Here is a 16,786-nt window from a genome sequence, read left to right on the forward strand (position 1 = left end):
CAGTCGAAGCAATCGATAACGGAATCGATTGCACAACTTGGATCGATCACTCGAAGGAGAGCCACATGAGCACCATCGACCTGCGGGGCCTGGTCCCCGCCCCCGTCACCCCCTTCACGCGCAACGGCGACGTCGACGTCGAGGCGATCCACCGCCTCGGCGGCTGGCTCGCGGGCGTCGAGGGCGTCAAGGGCCTCGTCGTCCTCGGTCACGCGGGGGAGGGCACGTTCCTGACCCAGGCGGAGCAGGCCCTCGTCATCTCGTCCTTCCGCGACGCGGCGGAGGGCCGGGTGCCGATCATCGCCGGCATCACCGGCGAGGGCAACAAGGTCGCCGCCGAGGAGGCCCAGCGCGCGGTGGAGGCCGGCGCCTCCGCCGGCCTCGTCTACCCCTCGCACGGCTGGCTGCGCTTCGGCTACCAGAAGGGCGCCCCGCAGACCCGGTACCAGGAGATCTACGAGACCAGCGGGCTGCCGCTGATCCTCTTCCAGTACCCGGACGCGACCAAGGCCACCTACGACCTGGACACCCAGCTCGAGATCGCCGCCCAGGAGGGCGTGTTCGCGACCAAGAACGGCGTGCGGAACATGCGCCGGTGGGACACCGAGATCTCCGTGCTGCGCGCTGCCTTCCCGGAGCTGCAGATCCTCACGTGCCACGACGAGTACCTGCTGCACACCATGTTCGACGTCGACGGCGCCCTCGTCGGCTACGGCGGCCTCGCCCCCGAGCCGCTCGTCGAGCTCATCGCCGCCGGCAAGGCCAAGGACTACGCCAAGGCGCGCGAGGTCCACGACCGCCTCCTGCCCGTGACCAAGAACGTCTACCACCGCGGATCCCACATGGAGGGGACGGTCGCGCTCAAGGAAGGCCTCGTCGCCCGCGGCATCCTCGAGCACGCCACGGTCCGGCACCCGCTCCTGCCCCTCGCCCCCGGCGCCCACGACGAGATCGCCCTCGCCCTGGCATCGGCCGGACTGGGCCGCGTCGGCGCCCCGGCCCGCGCCTGAGCCGCACCGGCACCGAGCCGTCCCGACACCCCACTGGACGCACGACGGCGGGCACCCGCCCGCCGTCGTGCGCCCACCCGAGCGAAAGCTCACCTAGGATTCACTGGAGCCTCAACGACGAGGAAGCACACATGATGTCCGTCACCAAGGGAGCCCTCAGCGTGGGCACCGCAACCCTCTACTCGCGCCGCGAGATCCGCCTCATCCTGGCCTTCGCCCTGCTGGGGACGCTCTTCGACGGCGCCGAGCTGAACCTCATCGGCTACCCGCTCGTGTACATCTCGGGCAGCCTGCACGTCTCGACGCTCGCCCTGATCACCGTCGCGACCGTGCAGGGCTTCGCCTCGATCCTCGGCGGGTTCGTGTTCGGCACCCTCGGCGACACCCTCGGGCGCCGCCGCACGTTCGCGATCTCCGTCGTCGCCTTCGGCATCGCCGCGACCCTCGGAGGCCTCGCCGTCAACTACGAGATGTTCATGGCCACCCGCGTCCTCGCAGGCGTCGGCATGGGCGGACTCTTCGGCCTGTCCTTCTCGATGTTCACCGAGTGCTGGAAGACCGCCCGGCGCGGGACGATGGGCGGCATCATCCAAGCCATGTACTTCGTCGGGGAGATCCTCACCGAGGGCGTCCTCTTCCTCTTCCTCACGGTCCTCGGCCACGACCTCGGCTGGCGCGCCGGCTACGTCGGCATCGGCATCATCAGCACGGTCATCGGCATCGCCTCGCTGAAGCTCCTGCCCGAGTCCAAGCAGTGGCTCGCCTACCAGCAGCACCTCAAGGCCGGCACCCTGCCCGAGGAGCTGCGCCGCACCAAGGTCCCGGTGGTGGACATCTTCAAGCCCCAGTTCGTCGTCGGCACCGTCCTGTTCATGGTCCTCTCGACCGCCATGTTCCTCACCACGAACTCCGTGGGGGCCTACCTCTCGACCTACCTGCTGGCCACGCAGAAGCTCCCGCTCGACACCGTCAGCCTCATCGTCCTGATCGGCTACGTCGCCACGATCGTCGCCTACACGCTCACCGGGGTCGTCTCGGACACGATCCGCCGCAAGTACGCATTCAGCCTCGCCTCCGCGGTCGGGACCGTCGGCTTCGTCTGGTTCCTCGTGCTCCTGGGCACCAAGAGCGCGCACGTCGGCGCCGACTTCTGGGCGTGGCCCGCCTTCTGGGCCCTCATGCTCTGCGCCGGTGCGGCCGGCGGCTTCGGGGTCCTCGGGGTCTGGATGTCCGAGTTCTTCCCCACCCGCATCCGCTCCACCGGCTCGAGCGCGAGCTACTACGTGGGCCGCGGCCTCGGCGCGGGCATCTTCCCGCTCTTCGCCCTCGCGATCGCCGGCACGGTGCCGTTCGCCCTGGCGCTCGGCATCATCGGCCCCGTCGCCGGGCTCGCCTTCTCCCTGATGGCCCCGGACCGCACCGGACGGGCCATCGCGGACCTCGAGTAGCCGGACCGGCCCGCCCACGACGGCGGCGGGTGCCCGTCAGCCGAAGTTCGAGGCCGTAGCGTAGCCCTTGCCGTTGTACTTCTGGACGAGCACCGAGGAGATGGCCGGCTGGCCGTCCATGGTCGTGTCCACCGCGGTGCCCTTGAGCATGAGCGGGGCGTTGAAGCCCTTGATGTCCCGCAGGGCCTTCATGAAGGAGTCGCGCGTCGGTTCGGTCATCTTCCCGAACGCCTGCTCGAGTGTGGCCCCGGCGATGTAGCTCCACATGCAGTGCGGGAACGCGGGCATGCCCTGGTAGTTCGCGTACTGCTTGAGGTCGGAGAGGAACTTGACCACGTCGTCGTCCTTGGCGAACTCCGGGCTCTGCGGGGCCTTGGCGAAGGCCACCGAGTAGATGCCGGGGTAGGCCGAGGCGCCGCCCGGGGCCAGGATGGCCGTGGGGCTCGAGGTGTTCGAGGGCAGGAACCAGCTGGGCTTCCAGCCGATCTGCTGGGCCTTCTGCAGGGTCGCGATGGTCAGCGGGGTGATGGACATGGCGTTGAAGAACACGTCCGCGCCCGTCGCGGCCAGCTGGGTGATCTGCGCGTCCACCGACGTGTCCGTGGCCTCATAGGTCTGCTCGCCGACCACGCTGATGTTCGAGGCGCCCTTGATCGCATCCTTGAAGCCGGAGACGTAGCCCTTGCCGTAGTCGTCGTTCTGGGAGAGGATCGCGACCTTGTGCGTGCCGCCGGAGGAGGCCAGCAGCTTGCCGAACGCCCCGCCCTCGTTCTGATAGGCCGGGACGAGACCGAGCTGCCACGGGCTCTGCTTCTGGTCGCTGAAGATCGGATCGCCCGTCATGACGAGGACCTGGGGCACCTTCTGGCTGATGGCGGCCTCGCGGAACGCGCGGTTGGTCGGCGTCCCCAGCCCCACGCCCTCGGCGAAGACGTTGTCCGAGACCATCTGCTGGAAGTTGGAGAGCGACTTCTGCGGATCGTAGGCGTCGTCGTACGTCTTGATGTCCACCTTGCGGGTCTTGCCGTCGCCGAACTTGACGCCGCCCTCGGCGTTCTTCGCGCCGAAGTACGCCTTGACGCCCGCGACGGTGCAGGTGCCCGGGCCGGCGGTGGCGCCGCTGAGCGGGGTGGTGATGCCGAGCGTGATGCTCGTGTCGGTGATGCCGGGCGATGCCGCGGTGCCCCCGCTGCCGCTCTGCGCGCTGCCTCGGCATCCTGTCAGCGAGAGCGCAAGGACCGACGCCATCGCGACGGCGCCGAGGAGCCCCCGTGTCCCTTTCCGAACGTTCATGATCGACCGTGCCTCTCTGTTTTCTCGGGTGCCTCCGGCGCCGCGTCCGGGGTCGGAACCTGCGCGGGAGAGTTCTGCGGGGGAGTCCCCGTTGCCGTGGAGCGGTGCTTGGCGGTGGAGGGGGTGGTCTCCGCCTGTGCGGCGACTCCCACCGTGGCCGGGGTACCGCCTGCAGTGGCGGCGGTGCCGCCTGCGCGGGATGCGGTGCCGCGGCGGGCGAGCCGCCTCAGGACGCGGGGCAGGCTCACGAGCCCATCGGGCAGCAGGAAGAGCACCGCGAGGAGGATGACGCCCTGGCTGACGGTGGTCAGGTTCGGGTCGATCGCGTTGGTCAGCTGCGGCACGAGGATGTAGTAGGCCCCGCCGATCAGCGAGCCGATGATGCTGCCCGCCCCGCCGATCACCATGGCGGCGAGGAGGCTGATGGAGTGGCCGAAGCTGAGCGTCTCGGGGGAGGTGTACTGGACCGCCGCCATGTAGAGGAAGCCGCTCGCCCCGCCGAACACCGAGGCGATGGTGAACGCGAGCACCTTGGTCCAGTAGGGGGAGACGCCCATCGAGGCCGCCACCGACTCGTTGCCCTTCACCACGGCGAACGCGCGCCCGTACTTCCCGCGCACGAGCCGCCGCGCGAGGAGGAATCCGACGCCGGCCACGAGCAGGACGATGTAGTACTGCCACTGGTCGTTGAACAGCCCGGAGAAGTCCGGGGCGTTCGAGAAGATCGCCGAGGTGCCCTGGGACCCGCCGGTGAAGGTGTCGAGCCGCTTGGCCAGCGGGACGCCCACGATCGGCAGGGCGATGGTGACCATCGCGATCGCGAGGCCGCCCAGGCGCGCGGCGGCGAGGGCCACGAGCAGCCCCACGATCCCGGTGATGACGGCGGCCGCCACGAACACGAGCACGATGTTCCAGCCGTGCGTGACGCCGTAGGCGGTGACGTAGGCGCCCAGCCCCACGAAGAAGATCTGCCCGAGGTTGACCTGGCCCGTGTAGCCCATGACGATGTTCAGCCCGAGCACGGCCACGGCGTACACGCCGATCCGCACGAGGGTCTGGTTGGCAATCGGGGGAAGGAACAGCGGGGCCGCGACGAGGAGGACGACGACCAGGACGGCGACGCCGATCCGTGCCCCCCGGGACTTCAGTGCTGCGCCCATCAGACCCTCACCACGACCTTCCTGCCGAACAGGCCTTGGGGACGGAGGACCAGGATCACGAAGATCAGCGCGAACGGCACGGCGATCTTGAGGTCGTGGCCGATCAGCGGGACGTAGACGGCGACGAGGTTCTCGAGCACCCCGATGCCCCAGGCCGCGGCCACCGCCCCGATCGGGCTGTCCAGCCCGCCGAGGATCACGGCGGCGAGCGCGTAGACCAGCGCGCCGTCGAGCATCCCGGGGGTCAGCGTCAGCTGCGGCCCGACGAGCGAGCCGGCCACCGCGCCGAGCGCGGCCGCGAGTCCCCAGCCGACCATGAGCAGCCGGCCCACGGGCAGGCCCGAGAGCGCGGACGAGGCGGGGTTGTCCGCCACGGCCCGCAGCGCGAGCCCAAGCTTGGTGCGCATGAACAGCACCTGCAGGAGGACCATGATCGCCACGATCGTCACCGTGGTGGCGAGCGAGCGGACGCTGACCGCCGCACCGAGGATGTTGACGCTCGTGAGCGGGAACAGCGAGGGGAACTGGAGGTTGTTGTAGCCCCACAGCACCGCGACGATGCCCGTGACGAGGGTGAGCAGGCCGATGGTGACGACGACGGCCGTGTCCGGGTCGCCGCGCTCGAACCGGCGCATCAGGAACCGCTCGACGAGGGCGCCGAGGCAGAACGAGAGGACGATCGCCAGGAGCACTGCGGCCAGGAGCGGCAGCCCGGCCTGCACGAACGCGTACGCGATGTAGGCGGAGAGGACGGCGAGGCCGCCCTGGGCGAAGTTGATCAGGCCGGTCGCCTGGTTCACGAGCACGATCGCGAGGGCGAGGGCCGCGTAGATCGAGCCGGTCGAGAGGCCGTCGACCACGAGCTGGATGAAGGTCTCCATCGGGTTCAGCCCCCCAGGTAGGCGCGGCGGATCTCGTCCATGCCCTTGAGCTCGGAAGAGGTCCCGGTCAGCACTGTCCGCCCCGTCTCGAGCACCGTCGCGGTGTCGACGAGGGAGAACGCGAGGTTGGCATTCTGCTCGACCACGAGCATCGCGATGCCCGATTCGACGCGGAGCCGGCGGATGGCCTCGTAGACCGTCTTCGCCGTGCTGGGCGCGAGGCCCAGCGAGGCCTCGTCGAGCAGGAGGAGCTTGGGCTTGGCCATGAACGCCCGGCCCACGGCGAGCATCTGCTGCTCGCCCCCGGAGAGCGCCGCGGCCCGCGAGCCGATGCGGTTGCGGAGGTTCGGGAACAGCTCGAGGCAGTAGTCGATGTCCTTCTCGATCTGCCGGCGGTCCTTGCGCAGGTACGCGCCCACGGCGAGGTTCTCGCGCACGCTGAGCTGGGCGAGCGTGCCGCGGCCCTCGGGAACGTGCGCGATCCCGAGCGCGGCGACCTGGTCGGGCCGCAGTCCGCGGATGTCCCGGCCCGCGAACCGGATGGTGCCGCCGGTGCGGACGGTGCCGCTGATGGCGCGCAGCGTGGTGGTCTTGCCAGCGCCGTTCGCTCCGAGGACGCCGACCGCGCCGCCCTCGGGCACGGAGAGAGAGACGCCCTCGAGCACCTGGACCGGGCCGTAGGAGGCGGTGACGCCGTCGAGCTCAAGCAGCGTCATCGGCCGCGTCCTTCCCGATGTAGGCCTCGATCACCCGCGGGTCCGCCTGCGCCTCGGCAGCGGTGCCCTCCATGAGCTTGCGGCCGTGGTCCAGCACCACCACCCTGTCCGTGAGCGCGGAGATGAGGCCCATGTGGTGCTCGACGATGACGATCGTGATGTCCTGCTCGTCGCGCACCTGCTTCACGGTGGCGATCAGCTGCTCGACTTCGCCGTGGGAGAGCCCGGCCGCCGGCTCGTCGAGCAGGAGCAGCGAGGGCCGGGCCAGGAGGGCCCGCCACAGCTCGATGCCCTTGTGCAGCCCGTGCGAGAGCTCGTCCGCGGGCCGGTCTGCGGCCCACGCGAGGCCCGCGCGGTCGAGGAGCGCCAGCGCCTCGGCGCGCATGGCCCGCTCTGCCCTGCCGGTGAACGGCAGCCCGAGGGCCCAGGAGAGCGGGCCGCCAGGCAGTCGGGTGTGGCCGCCGAGGACCACGTTCTCCAGCACGGTGGCGCGCAGCTGGAGGGCGGGGTGCTGGAACGTGCGGGAGAGGCCGATCCGGGCCAGGTGCGAGGGGGCGCGCCCCACGGCCTCGGCGCCGTCGATGGTGATCGACCCGGAGCTCGGCCGGTAGTGGCCGCTGATGCAGTTGAAGAGCGAGGTCTTCCCGGCTCCGTTGGGCCCCACGAGGCCGAAGATGGTGCCGGGCTCCACGTCGAAGCTCACGTCCTGGAGCACCTTGACGCCGCCGAAGTGCAGGTTCACGTCGCTCAGGCTCAGGCGTGCTGCCATCGGCGTACCTCCGTTGTGCGTCATTGCCGCGGCCTGTGGGGTGGGTCACAGCCGCTTGGGATTGAAGCTACGGATCGGAGACGAGATTGTCAACGATTTTGGATGCCGGATGGCGGCGCCTCGGCGGACACCGCGTGGAGCCACTCGATGGTGGCGTCCGTCATGGGGTGGGCGCACCCGAGCGCGTCCAGATAGGAGCGCACCTCGCGCATCTCCTCCTCGCGCCGCGCCGCATGCCGGCGGGTGCCCTCGAGCAGGCGCTGGACCAGGGCAGGCCCGCCCGGACCGAGCTCCGCGGCGATCTGGCCGGTGACCCAGTCGGCCGCGCCGACGGCGCCCGCGGCCGTCACCGCCTCGAGGATGGTGGCGGCGAGGCCCTTCATGAACACGCTGCGCAGGAGCTTGAGGCCCGCGGCGGCGCCCGGCTCGGGGCCGGCCCCGGTGGCGGGGATGCCCAGCGCGGCAAGCTGGGGGATGAGCGCGGCCTCGCCGGGGCCGCTGACGAGCAGCGGCGTGGCGATCCGGGCCCGGGGGACAGGCGCGAGTACCGCGACGTCGGCGAAGCGGACCCCCGCCTCGGCCGCCTGCTGTGCGAGGCGGCGCTTCTCCTCGGGACCAGCCGTGTTGAGGTCGGCGAAGAGCGCGTCCCGCGTCATCGCGGGCAGCGCCTCGCCCAGGGCCGCGGAGGCCGCCCGGCCGCCGACGAGGCTCAGCACGAGGCCGGCGCCGCGGACGGCGTCGCCCACGCTCGGGGCGAGCACGACGCCGGGCGGCGCGGCGGCGGCGCGGGGGTCGGCGGCGGCGACGTGCGCGCCGCGGGCGGCAAGGTCGCTCGCATAGATGGTTCCGGCCTCACCGAGGCCCAGGACGGCGATGCGCATGCGGTCCTCCCGCGATTGGTTCTAAGATTGTAGACAATATCGCGGCTCCGTCCGGGCCGCGAGGGCTCTCCAGGAAGCGAGCGGACCATGGCGGCAGCAGCGGCGAACGAGGCGACGGCGGCCGCGCTGCCCGCCGTCGGCGCGTCCTCCGAGGGCGGGGCCCAGGCGCGGGTAACGGACCAGATCCGGGACGCGATCGTCCGCGGCGAGTACGCGCCGAACCAGCGGCTCATCGAGGCCGACCTGAGCGCGGCCTTCTCCGCGAGCCGTGCCACGGTGCGCACCGCGCTGCTCGAGCTCGCCGGGGAAGGGCTCGTGGAGCGGCTGCCGAACAAGGGCTCGCGCGTGCGGGCCATCTCGGTGGACGAGGCGATCGAGATCCTCGAGGTGCGCATCGGCGTCGAGGGCCTGTGCGCCGCGAAGGTCGCCGAGCACCTCACCGACGAGCAGGCGGCGGAGTTCTCCCGGCTGCGGGCGGACATGGTGGCCTCCGTGGAGGAGGGCGACCTCGTCGAGTACTCGCGCCTGAACCGGGCGCTCGATGTCTGGGTGCGCGAGCTCAGCCACCACGCCACGGCCTCCGACGTGCTGGCCCGGCTGCACGCCCAGAGCGTGCGGCACCAGTTCAGGCTCTCGTCCCGCCCGGCCCGGGCCAAGGTCTCAGTGCTCGAGCACGCCGCCATCATCGACGCGATCCTGGCGCGCGATCCCGAGGGCGCCGAGCGCGCCGTGCGGGCCCACCTGCTCAGTGTCATCGAGGCCCTCCGCGAGGTCGCGGCCCGCGAGGCGACTGCCTGATCGCCCCGCGGGCCGCCCTGCAGCCCGACCCTCCGGGACCGCGTCAGGACGTCGCGGTCCGCCAGCCACCGTGGTACTCGGTCCGCGCGGTGACGGAGTACGGCGCCGGGCTCACCACGGCGCGCACGGCGAACTGCTCGTGCGGCTCCACCGTGGTCTTGCGGGAGCCGCCGTCGGGCTCGCCCCACACCACTCGCAGCTCCGTGCCGAGCTCGACGTTCGGGTCCACGGTGGCGAGCGAGAGGCCGCGCCGCTCGTTCGCGGTGACCCCGGTGAACAGCGACAGCCCCACCACGGTGCCGTCCGCGTCCACGACCGAGTCGTAGTTGGACGAGCCGTAGTTCGCGTTCGGCAGGTCGAAGAACTGGTAGCCGGGCCGGTCGCGGTCGAGGAAGGACGCCCAGATGGCCGCGAGGTCCTCGTCGTTCCAAGCGAGGGTGACCTTCTTGCGCTGGGCGGCCGGGTCGAGCTTCTCGAGGGCTTCGCGGCCGATGAAGTCGTGGTCGAACTTGACGAACGAGCCGTAGCCGAGCTCCCACGGGTTGAGGTAGTAGTCCGCGATGTCCGCCGAGACGAAGGATCCCGCGAGCGCATTGATCGCCTCGTACCCGTCCGCGGGGAGCCACTCGCGGTAGGCGCGCTCGGCCTCGCCGGTGTAGATCGCCGGCAGCGGCGACGGGATCCAGCCGGACTCGAGGGTATTGGAGGAGTAGGCCCGGGAACCGCATGGCTCGATCCCGAACTCGGACCCGGCGGACAGGACGGCGTCGCGGATGCGCCCGTGCTCCTCGTAGGGCCCCCAGATCTCCAGGCCGGGTGCGCCGGCCATGCCGTGGCGCAGGGTCCGGACCCGGCTCCCGGCGATCTCCATGTGGCCCATGTGGAAGAACTTGACCTTCTCGACCGGCCCGCCGGCGAGCTTCTCGATGATCTGCCACGCGTTCGGGCCCTGGATCTGGAACCGGTAGTACTCGCGGGAGACGGCCTGCCCGTAGGGGCGCGACGGGGAGCGGTCGTCGTAGGTGTACTCGACGTTGTACCCGCCGGTCTCCGCGTGGAACTGGAGCCAGTTGGCCACCGGGGCGCGGCCCACGAACACGTACTCGTCCTCGGCCTCATGGAAGAGGATGCCGTCCCCGATCACCCCACCGTTCGAGGCGACCGGGACGAACTGCTTGGCCGTGTCGACGGGGAAGCTGGCGAAGCTGTTGATGCCGGTGTCGGACAGGAGCCGCAGCGCGTCGGGGCCCTTGAGGAAGAAGTTCACCATGTGGTGCGACTGGTCATAGAGCACCGCGGCCTCGCGCCAGGCCTTCTGCTCGCGGCGCCAGTTGGTGAACTCGGCCGGGACCACTGGGTAGATGTACGTGCCGAGCTGGGAGTTGCGCAGGTGTTCGACCGTGCTCTGCGGCGTGCCTCCGGCCGCATCGAGCACTTCTTGGAGGTTCTTCTCAGCCATGGGTTCTCTCCTTCGGTCTCGACGAGTGCTTCCGACAGGAAGGGGCCGCAGCACTGACGACGCGATTGGTGACAATAATGTATTCGATACCTTGACCGGAGGCTAGGCCCGTGGTTGTCTGGCAGGACACCCCCTCCGGGGCCCGTCCGGGCCCGGCGGACACGCGCGAAGGGAAGGGTCGACGATGACCGCAGAATCACTGGCAGGCACCGGGCAGCGGGCCGCCACCGAGTCCCTAGCGGAGGCGATCGCCCGCGTGGGCAGCCCCGTCGAACTGCTCCGCAACCAGGACTGGCCCGCGTTCACGTTCCCGGTGGCGCCCGAGTTCACGAACTGGCGCGACGAGCAGCGGGCCTGGAACACGACCGTGGCCCTCATGGACCAGTCGCACCACATGACCCAGCTCTTCCTCGGCGGCGCGGACCTCATCCCGCTGCTGTCCTCGATCTCGCCGAACACGTTCGGCAGCTTCCGTCCGGGCGTGGCCAAGCAGCTCATCGCGGTCAACCAGGGCGGCTACCTCATCGGCGACGGCATCCTCTTCTACAACGAGGACGCCCCCGAGGGGCTCGTGCTGATCGGCCACCACCTGCTCATCGACTGGGTCCGCTTCAACGTCGAGAAGGCCGCGGCGGCCGGCAAGGACGTGCACCACCGCCTCGAGGCCAACTCCCACATGCGCCAGGGCCCGCCCACGTTCTACCGCTACGAGCTGCAGGGCCCGCGCGCCAACGAGGTCATGGAGAAGGTCTTCGCCGGCCCCATCCCGGAGATCAAGTTCTTCCACATCGGCGACGTCCAGATCGCGGGGCGGCCGGTCAGGGCCCTCCGCCACGGCATGGCCGGCCAGCCCGGCTTCGAGTTCTACGGGCCGTGGGAGGACCACGAGACCGTGCTGGACGCCCTCATGGAGGCCGGGGAGGAGTTCGGCATCCGCCGCGTGGGGGCCAAGGCCTACTCGGCCTCGCCCCTCGAGTCCGGCTGGGTGCCCACCCCGTTCCCGGCGATCTTCGACGACGACCTCGCGGAGTACCGCGCGTGGCTTCCCGCCGCCCGCGCGGGCTCGATCGGCGGCTCCCTGTACTCCGAGGACGTGCACGACTACTACATGACCCCGTACGACCTCGGACTGGGCAGGTCGGTGCGGTTCGACCACGACTTCCACGGGCGCGAGGCCCTCGAGCGGCACGCGGAGAACCAGCGCCGCCGCAAGGTCACGCTGATCTGGGACGCCGAGGACGTCGCCGCCGTGGTGCGGTCCCAGCTGGAGCCCGGCACCCCGGCCAAGTACCTCGATTTCCCCAAGGCCCGGTACGGCCTGTTCCAGATGGACGAGGTCATCCACGCTGGCCGCCGCGCGGGCATCTCCACCGACGCCGGCTACGTCGCCTACGACCAGCTCTACATGTCCCTCGCCACGCTGGACGCCGACATCCCCGACGGCGCCGAGGTGGAGGTGGTCTGGGGCGAGGACCCCATCTCCCGCAAGGCCGCGGTCGACGCCGACCACCGCCAGGTCCGCATCCGCGCCACGGTCGCCCCCGCGCCGTACCACGAGTTCGCGAGGACCGTGTACCGTGCCAACGCCTGAGGGGATCCCCTGCCTCCTGATGCGCGGCGGCACCTCCAAGGGCGCCTACTTCCTCGCCTCCGACCTGCCCGCGGACCCGGCCGAACGCGACGAACTCCTCCTGCGCATCATGGGCACCCCGGACCCCCGGCAGATCGACGGCCTCGGCGGTGCCCACCCGCTCACGAGCAAGGTCGCCGTCGTCTCGCCCTCGCCCGACCGCGGAGGCAGCGGCACCGGCTCGGCGGAGGTCGACTACCTCTTCCTCCAGCTCGGCGTGGACGAGGCGTTCGTGACCGACCGGCAGAACTGCGGCAACCTCCTGGCCGGGGTGGGCCCCTTCGCCGTGGAGCGCGGCCTCGTCCCGGCAGGCCCCGAGCGCACCGAGGTGCGTATCCGCATGGTCAACAGCGGCAGCATCGCCACCGCGCGCTTCGCGACCCCGGGCAGCGCCGTGGACTACGACGGCGACCTCGCGATCGACGGCGTGCCGGGCACCGCGGGCGCCATCTCGCTCGACTTCGAGGACACCGCCGGCTCCTCGACCGGGGCCCTGTTCCCGACCGGCAGCGTCCTCGACACAGTCGAGGGGGTCGAGGTGACCTGCGTGGACAACGGCATGCCCAGCGTCCTGCTGCGCGCGGCGGACCTCGGCGTGCGGGGCGACGAGGCGCCGGCGGACCTCGAGGCCGACGCCGGCCTGGCCGCCAGGCTCGCGAAGATCCGGGCCGCCGCGGCCGAGCTCATGGGGATGGGGGACGTGAGCGGCACGACCGTGCCCAAGCTCGTGCTGCTCTCCGCGCCGTGCGCCGGGGGAGCGGTCTCCACCCGCAGCTTCCTGCCCGTGCGCGTGCACACCTCGATCGGTGTGCTCGGGGCGCTCACCGCCGCGGCCGGCGTGCTCGCGCCCGGATCCGTGGGCCACGGCCTCGCGGCCCTGCCCGAGGAGGGCGCCCCGTTCCGGATCGAGCATCCCACCGGGCACTTCGACGTCGACGTCGCCCTCGCACCTGCCGGCGCTGCGGGGGCTGCGGGGACCGGCGCCGCCGACGCGGCCGCCGGCGGGAGGAGCGCCGCCGGGGGGCTCGCCGTCGTCCGCTCGGCGGCCCTGCGCACCGCCCGGAAGATCTTCGACGGGCGCGTCTTCCCGCGCCCCCGCCTGTAGCAGCACCACGCGCCCGCAGCACGAAAGAGGACAGCAATGACCGACTACACCTCGTTCGATGTGGCCCACCTGGGCAACGTCGAGCTCCTCACCCCGACGTTCGAGAAGAGCCTGTGGTTCTTCCAGGACCTGCTCGCCATGCGGGTGGTCGCCGAGGCCGGGGGCTCCGTCTACCTGCGCACGTGGGACGAGTACCAGCTCTACACGATCAAGCTCACCGCGTCCGACGACGCCGGCGTGGGCCGCACCACGTTCCGCACCACGAGCGCCGAGGCCCTCGACCGGCGCGTGCAGGCCATCGAGGAGATGGGGATGGGCATGGGGTGGGAGGACGGCGAGGTCGGCACCGGGCGGACCTTCACGTTCCGGGACCCGGACGGGCACGAGATGGGGATCTACTACGACACCGAGCGCTACGAGGCCACGGACGACAGGCCGGCCCTGAAGAACCAAGCCTCCCGGTTCCCCGGCCGCGGCGTCAACGCCCGCCGGCTGGACCACATCAACTACCTCGCCAAGGACGTCGTGGCCAACGGCGAGTTCGTCGCGAAGGCGCTGCGCGGGCGCGAGTCCGAGCGGATCAGGCTCGACGACGGCGGGTACGCGGCCTGGTGGTTCCACTTCAACAACAAGTCCTACGACATCGTGTACTCCGACGACTGGCTCAAGCACGGCAACCGGCTCCACCACCTCGCCTTCGCCCCGGACACCCGCGAGGACATCCTCAAGGCCGCGGACATCTTCCTCGAGAACGGCATCCACATCGAGTCCGGCCCGCACAAGCACGCCATCAACCAGACCTTCTTCCTCTACGTCTGGGAGCCGGGCGGCAACCGCATCGAGTTCGCCAACGCCGGTGCCCGCCTCCTGCTCGACCCCGACTCGCCCGTGGTCGAGTGGAGCCAGGAGGAGCGCAAGAAGGGCCAGGCCTGGGGCATGAAGACCATCGAGACGTTCCACACCCACGGGACACCCGTGGTCCGGCAGTGACACCCTAGAAGTACCCACCACCACCGCACGAAGGAGTGTGGAGACCATGACCGAGACACTGGACCAGGCAGCCCCCGCGGCGCCCGTCACCACGGGGCTGTACATCGGCGGCGCCGAACGCCAGGCCGCCGCGACGCTCGAGGTGGCGGACCCCGGGAAGCCGGGGACCGTCGTCGGCCACGCGGCCGCCGCGAGCGCGGCCGACGTCGACGACGCGATCGCCGCAGCCAAGGCCGCCTACCCGGGCTGGAGCGCGCTCGGGGCGGCCGAGCGGGCCGAGCGCATGCGCACTGCGATCGAGGGCATCGCCGAGGCCCGGGACGAGGACGCCGCGATCCTGTCCCAGGAGAACGGCAAGGTCCGGCTCGAGGCGTGGGACGACTCCCTCGTCTTCGAGATCCGCTGGAACCTCGCCCTCGCGCTCGCCGACCAGGTCGACGCGGCGACCGTCCTGGCGCCCGCCCCCGGCATCCCGGTGACCACGACGGTCGGGTACCAGCCGCTCGGGGTCGTCACCGTGATCGTCCCGTTCAACTGGCCTATCGCGATCCTCGGCGCCTCGCTTCCGCACGCGCTCCTGGCCGGCAACACGGCGATCGTGAAGCCGCCGCCCACCACTCCGCTGGCCACGACCCGGGTGGTCCAGCGCATCGCGGAGAAGCTCCCGCCGGGCGTGCTCAATGTGGTCACCGGGAAGGACGCGGAGATGTCCGCGCTCATCACGAGCCCGGACATCGCGAAGGTCTGCTTCACCGGCAGCGTCGCGGGCGGCAAGAAGATCATGGAGATGGCCTCGGGGTCCCTCACCCGGGTCACGCTCGAGCTCGGCGGCAACGACCCCGCCGTGATCCTCGAGGACGCGACCCTGGACGACGCCGAGCTGGACCGCCTGTACGCGGCCATCTTCGACACCACTGGGCAGATCTGCATGAACGCCAAGCGCGTCTATGTGCACCGGTCGCGGATGGACGAGGTGGTCTCGGGCCTGTCCGCGCGCCTCGAGAAGGCCGTGATCGGGTACGGCCTCGACGAGGGCACCACCATGGGGCCGCTGCACTCGCCCGTGCAGAAGGCGTTCGTGGCCGAGCTCATCGAGGAGGCCAAGGCCTCGGGCGCCGACGTGCGGGAGTTCGGCACGCTGCCCACCGACCCCGAGCTGGCCGGCGGCAACTTCCTGCGCCCCGCGCTCGTGATCGACCCGGATCCGGCGCTGCGCGTGGTCACCCACGAGCAGTTCGGCCCGGTGATCCCGATCCTGCCGTTCGACACCGAGGAGGAGGCCGTCAGGGCCGCCAACGACACCTGGGCAGGCCTGTGCGGCTCGGTGTGGTCCGCGGACCCCGCGCACGCGGACCGGATCGCCCGCCAGCTCGTGTGCGGGTATGTGTGGGTCAACGACCACGGCGCCACCCGGCTCGACCTGCGCGCCCCGTTCGGCGGCATGAAGCAGTCGGGGCTGGGCCGCGAGCAGGGGATCGAGGGCGTACGGGCCTTCCAGGACACCCGCTCGGTGGCCCACCTCGACCCGGACGCCCTCGCGGCCGGCTGACGGGCACCGTGGACCAGAGGACCGGAGGCCGCCGTCGCCGACTGCGGCGGGGCAGCCTCCGGTCCTCTCTGCTGCCGTCCCGAGGAAGTGCGGCAGACCGCCTCGGTCCCGGAGAATTCTGTGCCAGATACCTATGGACATTCCCTATGGAGATAGTTAGATTCGACACAGGACGCAACGTGGCGCCCGAGGCGAAAGGAGTCCGGAACGTGGCAAAGAGCGCACCGGCGGCGAACCGCGAAGCATCGCTGCAGCTGATCGACAACTTCTCGCTCGAGATGACCGGCAAGGACGTGCCGGGCCTGCTCGAGGCCAAGGACCACATCCCGCCCGGGACGCGGATCAACATCACCTTCCTCGGCAACGAGGACCTTCAGATGCGGGTCGCGGCGGCGAAGGCCGTCCGCGAGCACGGGTTCACGCCCGTGCCGCACATCTCCGCCCGGCGGCTCAAGTCCCAGGGCGAGCTCGAGGAGTTCCTCGGCCGCCTCCAGGAGGTCGGCGCGGCCGAGCACGTCTTCACCGTCGGCGGCGACCCGTCCGTCCCGGAGGGCCCATACGAGGACTCGCTCGCCGTGATCTCCAGCGGCGTGCTCCAGCAGTACGGGGTGCGCGAGGTCGGCATCGGCGGCTACCCAGAGGGACACCCGGACATCTCGAAGGAGACGCTCGCCCGGGCCCTCGAGGACAAGGCCGCGGCCCTGAAGGACCAGGGCCTCGGCGCCGTCATCCTCACCCAGTTCGCCTTCGACACCGAGCCGGTCGCCGAGTGGATCGCGGGTGTGCGGGCCAAGGGCATCGAGGCCCCGATCCGGGTGGGCACCCCCGGCCCCGCGGGCATCAAGCGCCTCCTGGGCTTCGCGCGGCGCTTCGGGGTGGGCGCCAACGCCATGATCGTGAAGAAGTACGGCTTCTCCCTCACCAACCTGCTCGGTGAGGCAGGCCCGGAGCACTTCGTCGACGACCTCGCCTCGGCGCTCACGGACGCGTGGCCGCACCCGGGAATCCCGGGCAAGGTCGGCCTGCACTTCTACACGTTCGGCGGGCTCAAGGCGACCGCCGACTGGGTGCGCACCTTCACCGCCGAACGGTCCTAG

15 protein-coding genes are annotated in these 16,786 nt (G+C 71.0%); 8 read left to right on the forward strand and 7 right to left on the reverse strand.

The window, feature by feature from the left end:
- Nucleotides 1-65 precede the first annotated feature (65 nt).
- Together J2W21_RS03265 and J2W21_RS03270 are read left to right on the forward strand one after the other, a co-directional pair.
- Nucleotides 66-1,010 carry a dihydrodipicolinate synthase family protein gene (locus J2W21_RS03265; protein WP_307113083.1) on the forward strand — a complete coding sequence of 315 codons (945 nt, stop codon included), beginning with the start codon at nucleotides 66-68 and terminating at the stop codon, nucleotides 1,008-1,010.
- A gap of 131 nt (nucleotides 1,011-1,141) precedes the next feature.
- Nucleotides 1,142-2,458, forward strand: coding sequence for an MFS transporter (locus J2W21_RS03270; RefSeq protein WP_307113084.1), 1,317 nt, complete (start codon nucleotides 1,142-1,144; stop codon nucleotides 2,456-2,458).
- A 36-nt stretch (nucleotides 2,459-2,494) separates the two neighbouring features.
- On the opposite strand, the gene J2W21_RS03275 is transcribed toward J2W21_RS03270, so the two are convergent.
- From J2W21_RS03275 to J2W21_RS03300, 6 genes are all read right to left on the reverse strand, one after another.
- Nucleotides 2,495-3,751, reverse strand: a complete 1,257-nt coding sequence (locus tag J2W21_RS03275; protein ID WP_307113085.1) for an ABC transporter substrate-binding protein — start codon at nucleotides 3,749-3,751, stop codon at nucleotides 2,495-2,497.
- Nucleotides 3,748-4,911, reverse strand: coding sequence for a branched-chain amino acid ABC transporter permease (locus J2W21_RS03280; protein ID WP_307113086.1), 1,164 nt, complete (start codon nucleotides 4,909-4,911; stop codon nucleotides 3,748-3,750). The genes J2W21_RS03275 and J2W21_RS03280 overlap by 4 nt, the downstream gene beginning before the upstream one ends.
- Nucleotides 4,911-5,792 carry a branched-chain amino acid ABC transporter permease gene (locus J2W21_RS03285; protein ID WP_307113087.1) on the reverse strand — a complete coding sequence of 294 codons (882 nt, stop codon included), beginning with the start codon at nucleotides 5,790-5,792 and terminating at the stop codon, nucleotides 4,911-4,913. Before J2W21_RS03285 ends, J2W21_RS03280 begins: the two co-directional genes overlap by 1 nt.
- Nucleotides 5,793-5,797: 5 nt before the next feature.
- Nucleotides 5,798-6,508 carry an ABC transporter ATP-binding protein gene (locus tag J2W21_RS03290; protein ID WP_307113088.1) on the reverse strand — a complete coding sequence of 237 codons (711 nt, stop codon included), beginning with the start codon at nucleotides 6,506-6,508 and terminating at the stop codon, nucleotides 5,798-5,800.
- The gene (locus J2W21_RS03295) at nucleotides 6,495-7,277 is read right to left on the reverse strand and encodes an ABC transporter ATP-binding protein (RefSeq protein ID WP_307113089.1); all 783 of its coding nucleotides are present in this window, start codon (nucleotides 7,275-7,277) and stop codon (nucleotides 6,495-6,497) included. Before J2W21_RS03295 ends, J2W21_RS03290 begins: the two co-directional genes overlap by 14 nt.
- A gap of 89 nt (nucleotides 7,278-7,366) precedes the next feature.
- On the reverse strand, nucleotides 7,367-8,158 hold the full coding sequence (locus J2W21_RS03300; protein WP_307113090.1) for a DUF1932 domain-containing protein: 792 nt from the start codon (nucleotides 8,156-8,158) through the stop codon (nucleotides 7,367-7,369).
- Between the two features lie 87 nt (nucleotides 8,159-8,245).
- Between J2W21_RS03300 and J2W21_RS03305 the strand changes: the two genes are divergently transcribed.
- On the forward strand, nucleotides 8,246-8,956 hold the full coding sequence (locus tag J2W21_RS03305) for a GntR family transcriptional regulator (RefSeq protein WP_307113091.1): 711 nt from the start codon (nucleotides 8,246-8,248) through the stop codon (nucleotides 8,954-8,956).
- Between the two features lie 43 nt (nucleotides 8,957-8,999).
- Here the strand turns inward: J2W21_RS03305 and ligM are convergent, their stop codons facing one another.
- On the reverse strand, nucleotides 9,000-10,415 hold the full coding sequence (gene ligM, locus J2W21_RS03310) for a vanillate/3-O-methylgallate O-demethylase (protein WP_307113092.1): 1,416 nt from the start codon (nucleotides 10,413-10,415) through the stop codon (nucleotides 9,000-9,002).
- Between the two features lie 184 nt (nucleotides 10,416-10,599).
- Here ligM and J2W21_RS03315 point away from each other — a divergent pair, with 184 nt between their 5' ends.
- From J2W21_RS03315 to J2W21_RS03335, 5 genes are all read left to right on the forward strand, one after another.
- Entirely contained in the window at nucleotides 10,600-12,006 is a 1,407-nt protein-coding gene (locus J2W21_RS03315) for an aminomethyl transferase family protein (protein ID WP_307113093.1), read from the forward strand.
- Nucleotides 11,993-13,150, forward strand: a complete 1,158-nt coding sequence (locus tag J2W21_RS03320) for a 4-oxalomesaconate tautomerase (protein ID WP_307113094.1) — start codon at nucleotides 11,993-11,995, stop codon at nucleotides 13,148-13,150. The genes J2W21_RS03315 and J2W21_RS03320 overlap by 14 nt, the downstream gene beginning before the upstream one ends.
- 36 nt (nucleotides 13,151-13,186) lie before the next feature.
- A complete protein-coding gene (locus tag J2W21_RS03325; RefSeq protein WP_307113095.1) occupies nucleotides 13,187-14,140 on the forward strand; it encodes a VOC family protein in 954 nt (317 codons plus the stop codon).
- A gap of 46 nt (nucleotides 14,141-14,186) precedes the next feature.
- Entirely contained in the window at nucleotides 14,187-15,689 is a 1,503-nt protein-coding gene (locus J2W21_RS03330; protein ID WP_307113096.1) for an aldehyde dehydrogenase family protein, read from the forward strand.
- Between the two features lie 209 nt (nucleotides 15,690-15,898).
- The gene (locus tag J2W21_RS03335; protein ID WP_373423057.1) at nucleotides 15,899-16,786 is read left to right on the forward strand and encodes a methylenetetrahydrofolate reductase; all 888 of its coding nucleotides are present in this window, start codon (nucleotides 15,899-15,901) and stop codon (nucleotides 16,784-16,786) included.

Origin of the sequence: Sinomonas atrocyanea (genome assembly GCF_030811715.1) — a bacterium.
GTDB lineage: Bacteria > Actinomycetota > Actinomycetes > Actinomycetales > Micrococcaceae > Sinomonas > Sinomonas atrocyanea_A.

Excerpts from the sequence above, each read along its gene's own strand:
- J2W21_RS03265 (WP_307113083.1), top strand. The coding sequence starts at position 66 with ATGAGCACCATCGACCTGCGGGGCCTGGTCCCCGCCCCCGTCACCCCC.
- J2W21_RS03270 (WP_307113084.1), top strand. The coding sequence starts at position 1,142 with ATGATGTCCGTCACCAAGGGAGCCCTCAGCGTGGGCACCGCAACCCTC.
- J2W21_RS03275 (WP_307113085.1), bottom strand. The coding sequence starts at position 3,751 with ATGAACGTTCGGAAAGGGACACGGGGGCTCCTCGGCGCCGTCGCGATG.
- J2W21_RS03280 (WP_307113086.1), bottom strand. The coding sequence starts at position 4,911 with ATGGGCGCAGCACTGAAGTCCCGGGGGGCACGGATCGGCGTCGCCGTC.
- J2W21_RS03285 (WP_307113087.1), bottom strand. The coding sequence starts at position 5,792 with ATGGAGACCTTCATCCAGCTCGTGGTCGACGGCCTCTCGACCGGCTCG.
- J2W21_RS03290 (WP_307113088.1), bottom strand. The coding sequence starts at position 6,508 with ATGACGCTGCTTGAGCTCGACGGCGTCACCGCCTCCTACGGCCCGGTC.
- J2W21_RS03295 (WP_307113089.1), bottom strand. The coding sequence starts at position 7,277 with ATGGCAGCACGCCTGAGCCTGAGCGACGTGAACCTGCACTTCGGCGGC.
- J2W21_RS03300 (WP_307113090.1), bottom strand. The coding sequence starts at position 8,158 with ATGCGCATCGCCGTCCTGGGCCTCGGTGAGGCCGGAACCATCTATGCG.
- J2W21_RS03305 (WP_307113091.1), top strand. The coding sequence starts at position 8,246 with ATGGCGGCAGCAGCGGCGAACGAGGCGACGGCGGCCGCGCTGCCCGCC.
- ligM (WP_307113092.1), bottom strand. The coding sequence starts at position 10,415 with ATGGCTGAGAAGAACCTCCAAGAAGTGCTCGATGCGGCCGGAGGCACG.
- J2W21_RS03315 (WP_307113093.1), top strand. The coding sequence starts at position 10,600 with ATGACCGCAGAATCACTGGCAGGCACCGGGCAGCGGGCCGCCACCGAG.
- J2W21_RS03325 (WP_307113095.1), top strand. The coding sequence starts at position 13,187 with ATGACCGACTACACCTCGTTCGATGTGGCCCACCTGGGCAACGTCGAG.
- J2W21_RS03330 (WP_307113096.1), top strand. The coding sequence starts at position 14,187 with ATGACCGAGACACTGGACCAGGCAGCCCCCGCGGCGCCCGTCACCACG.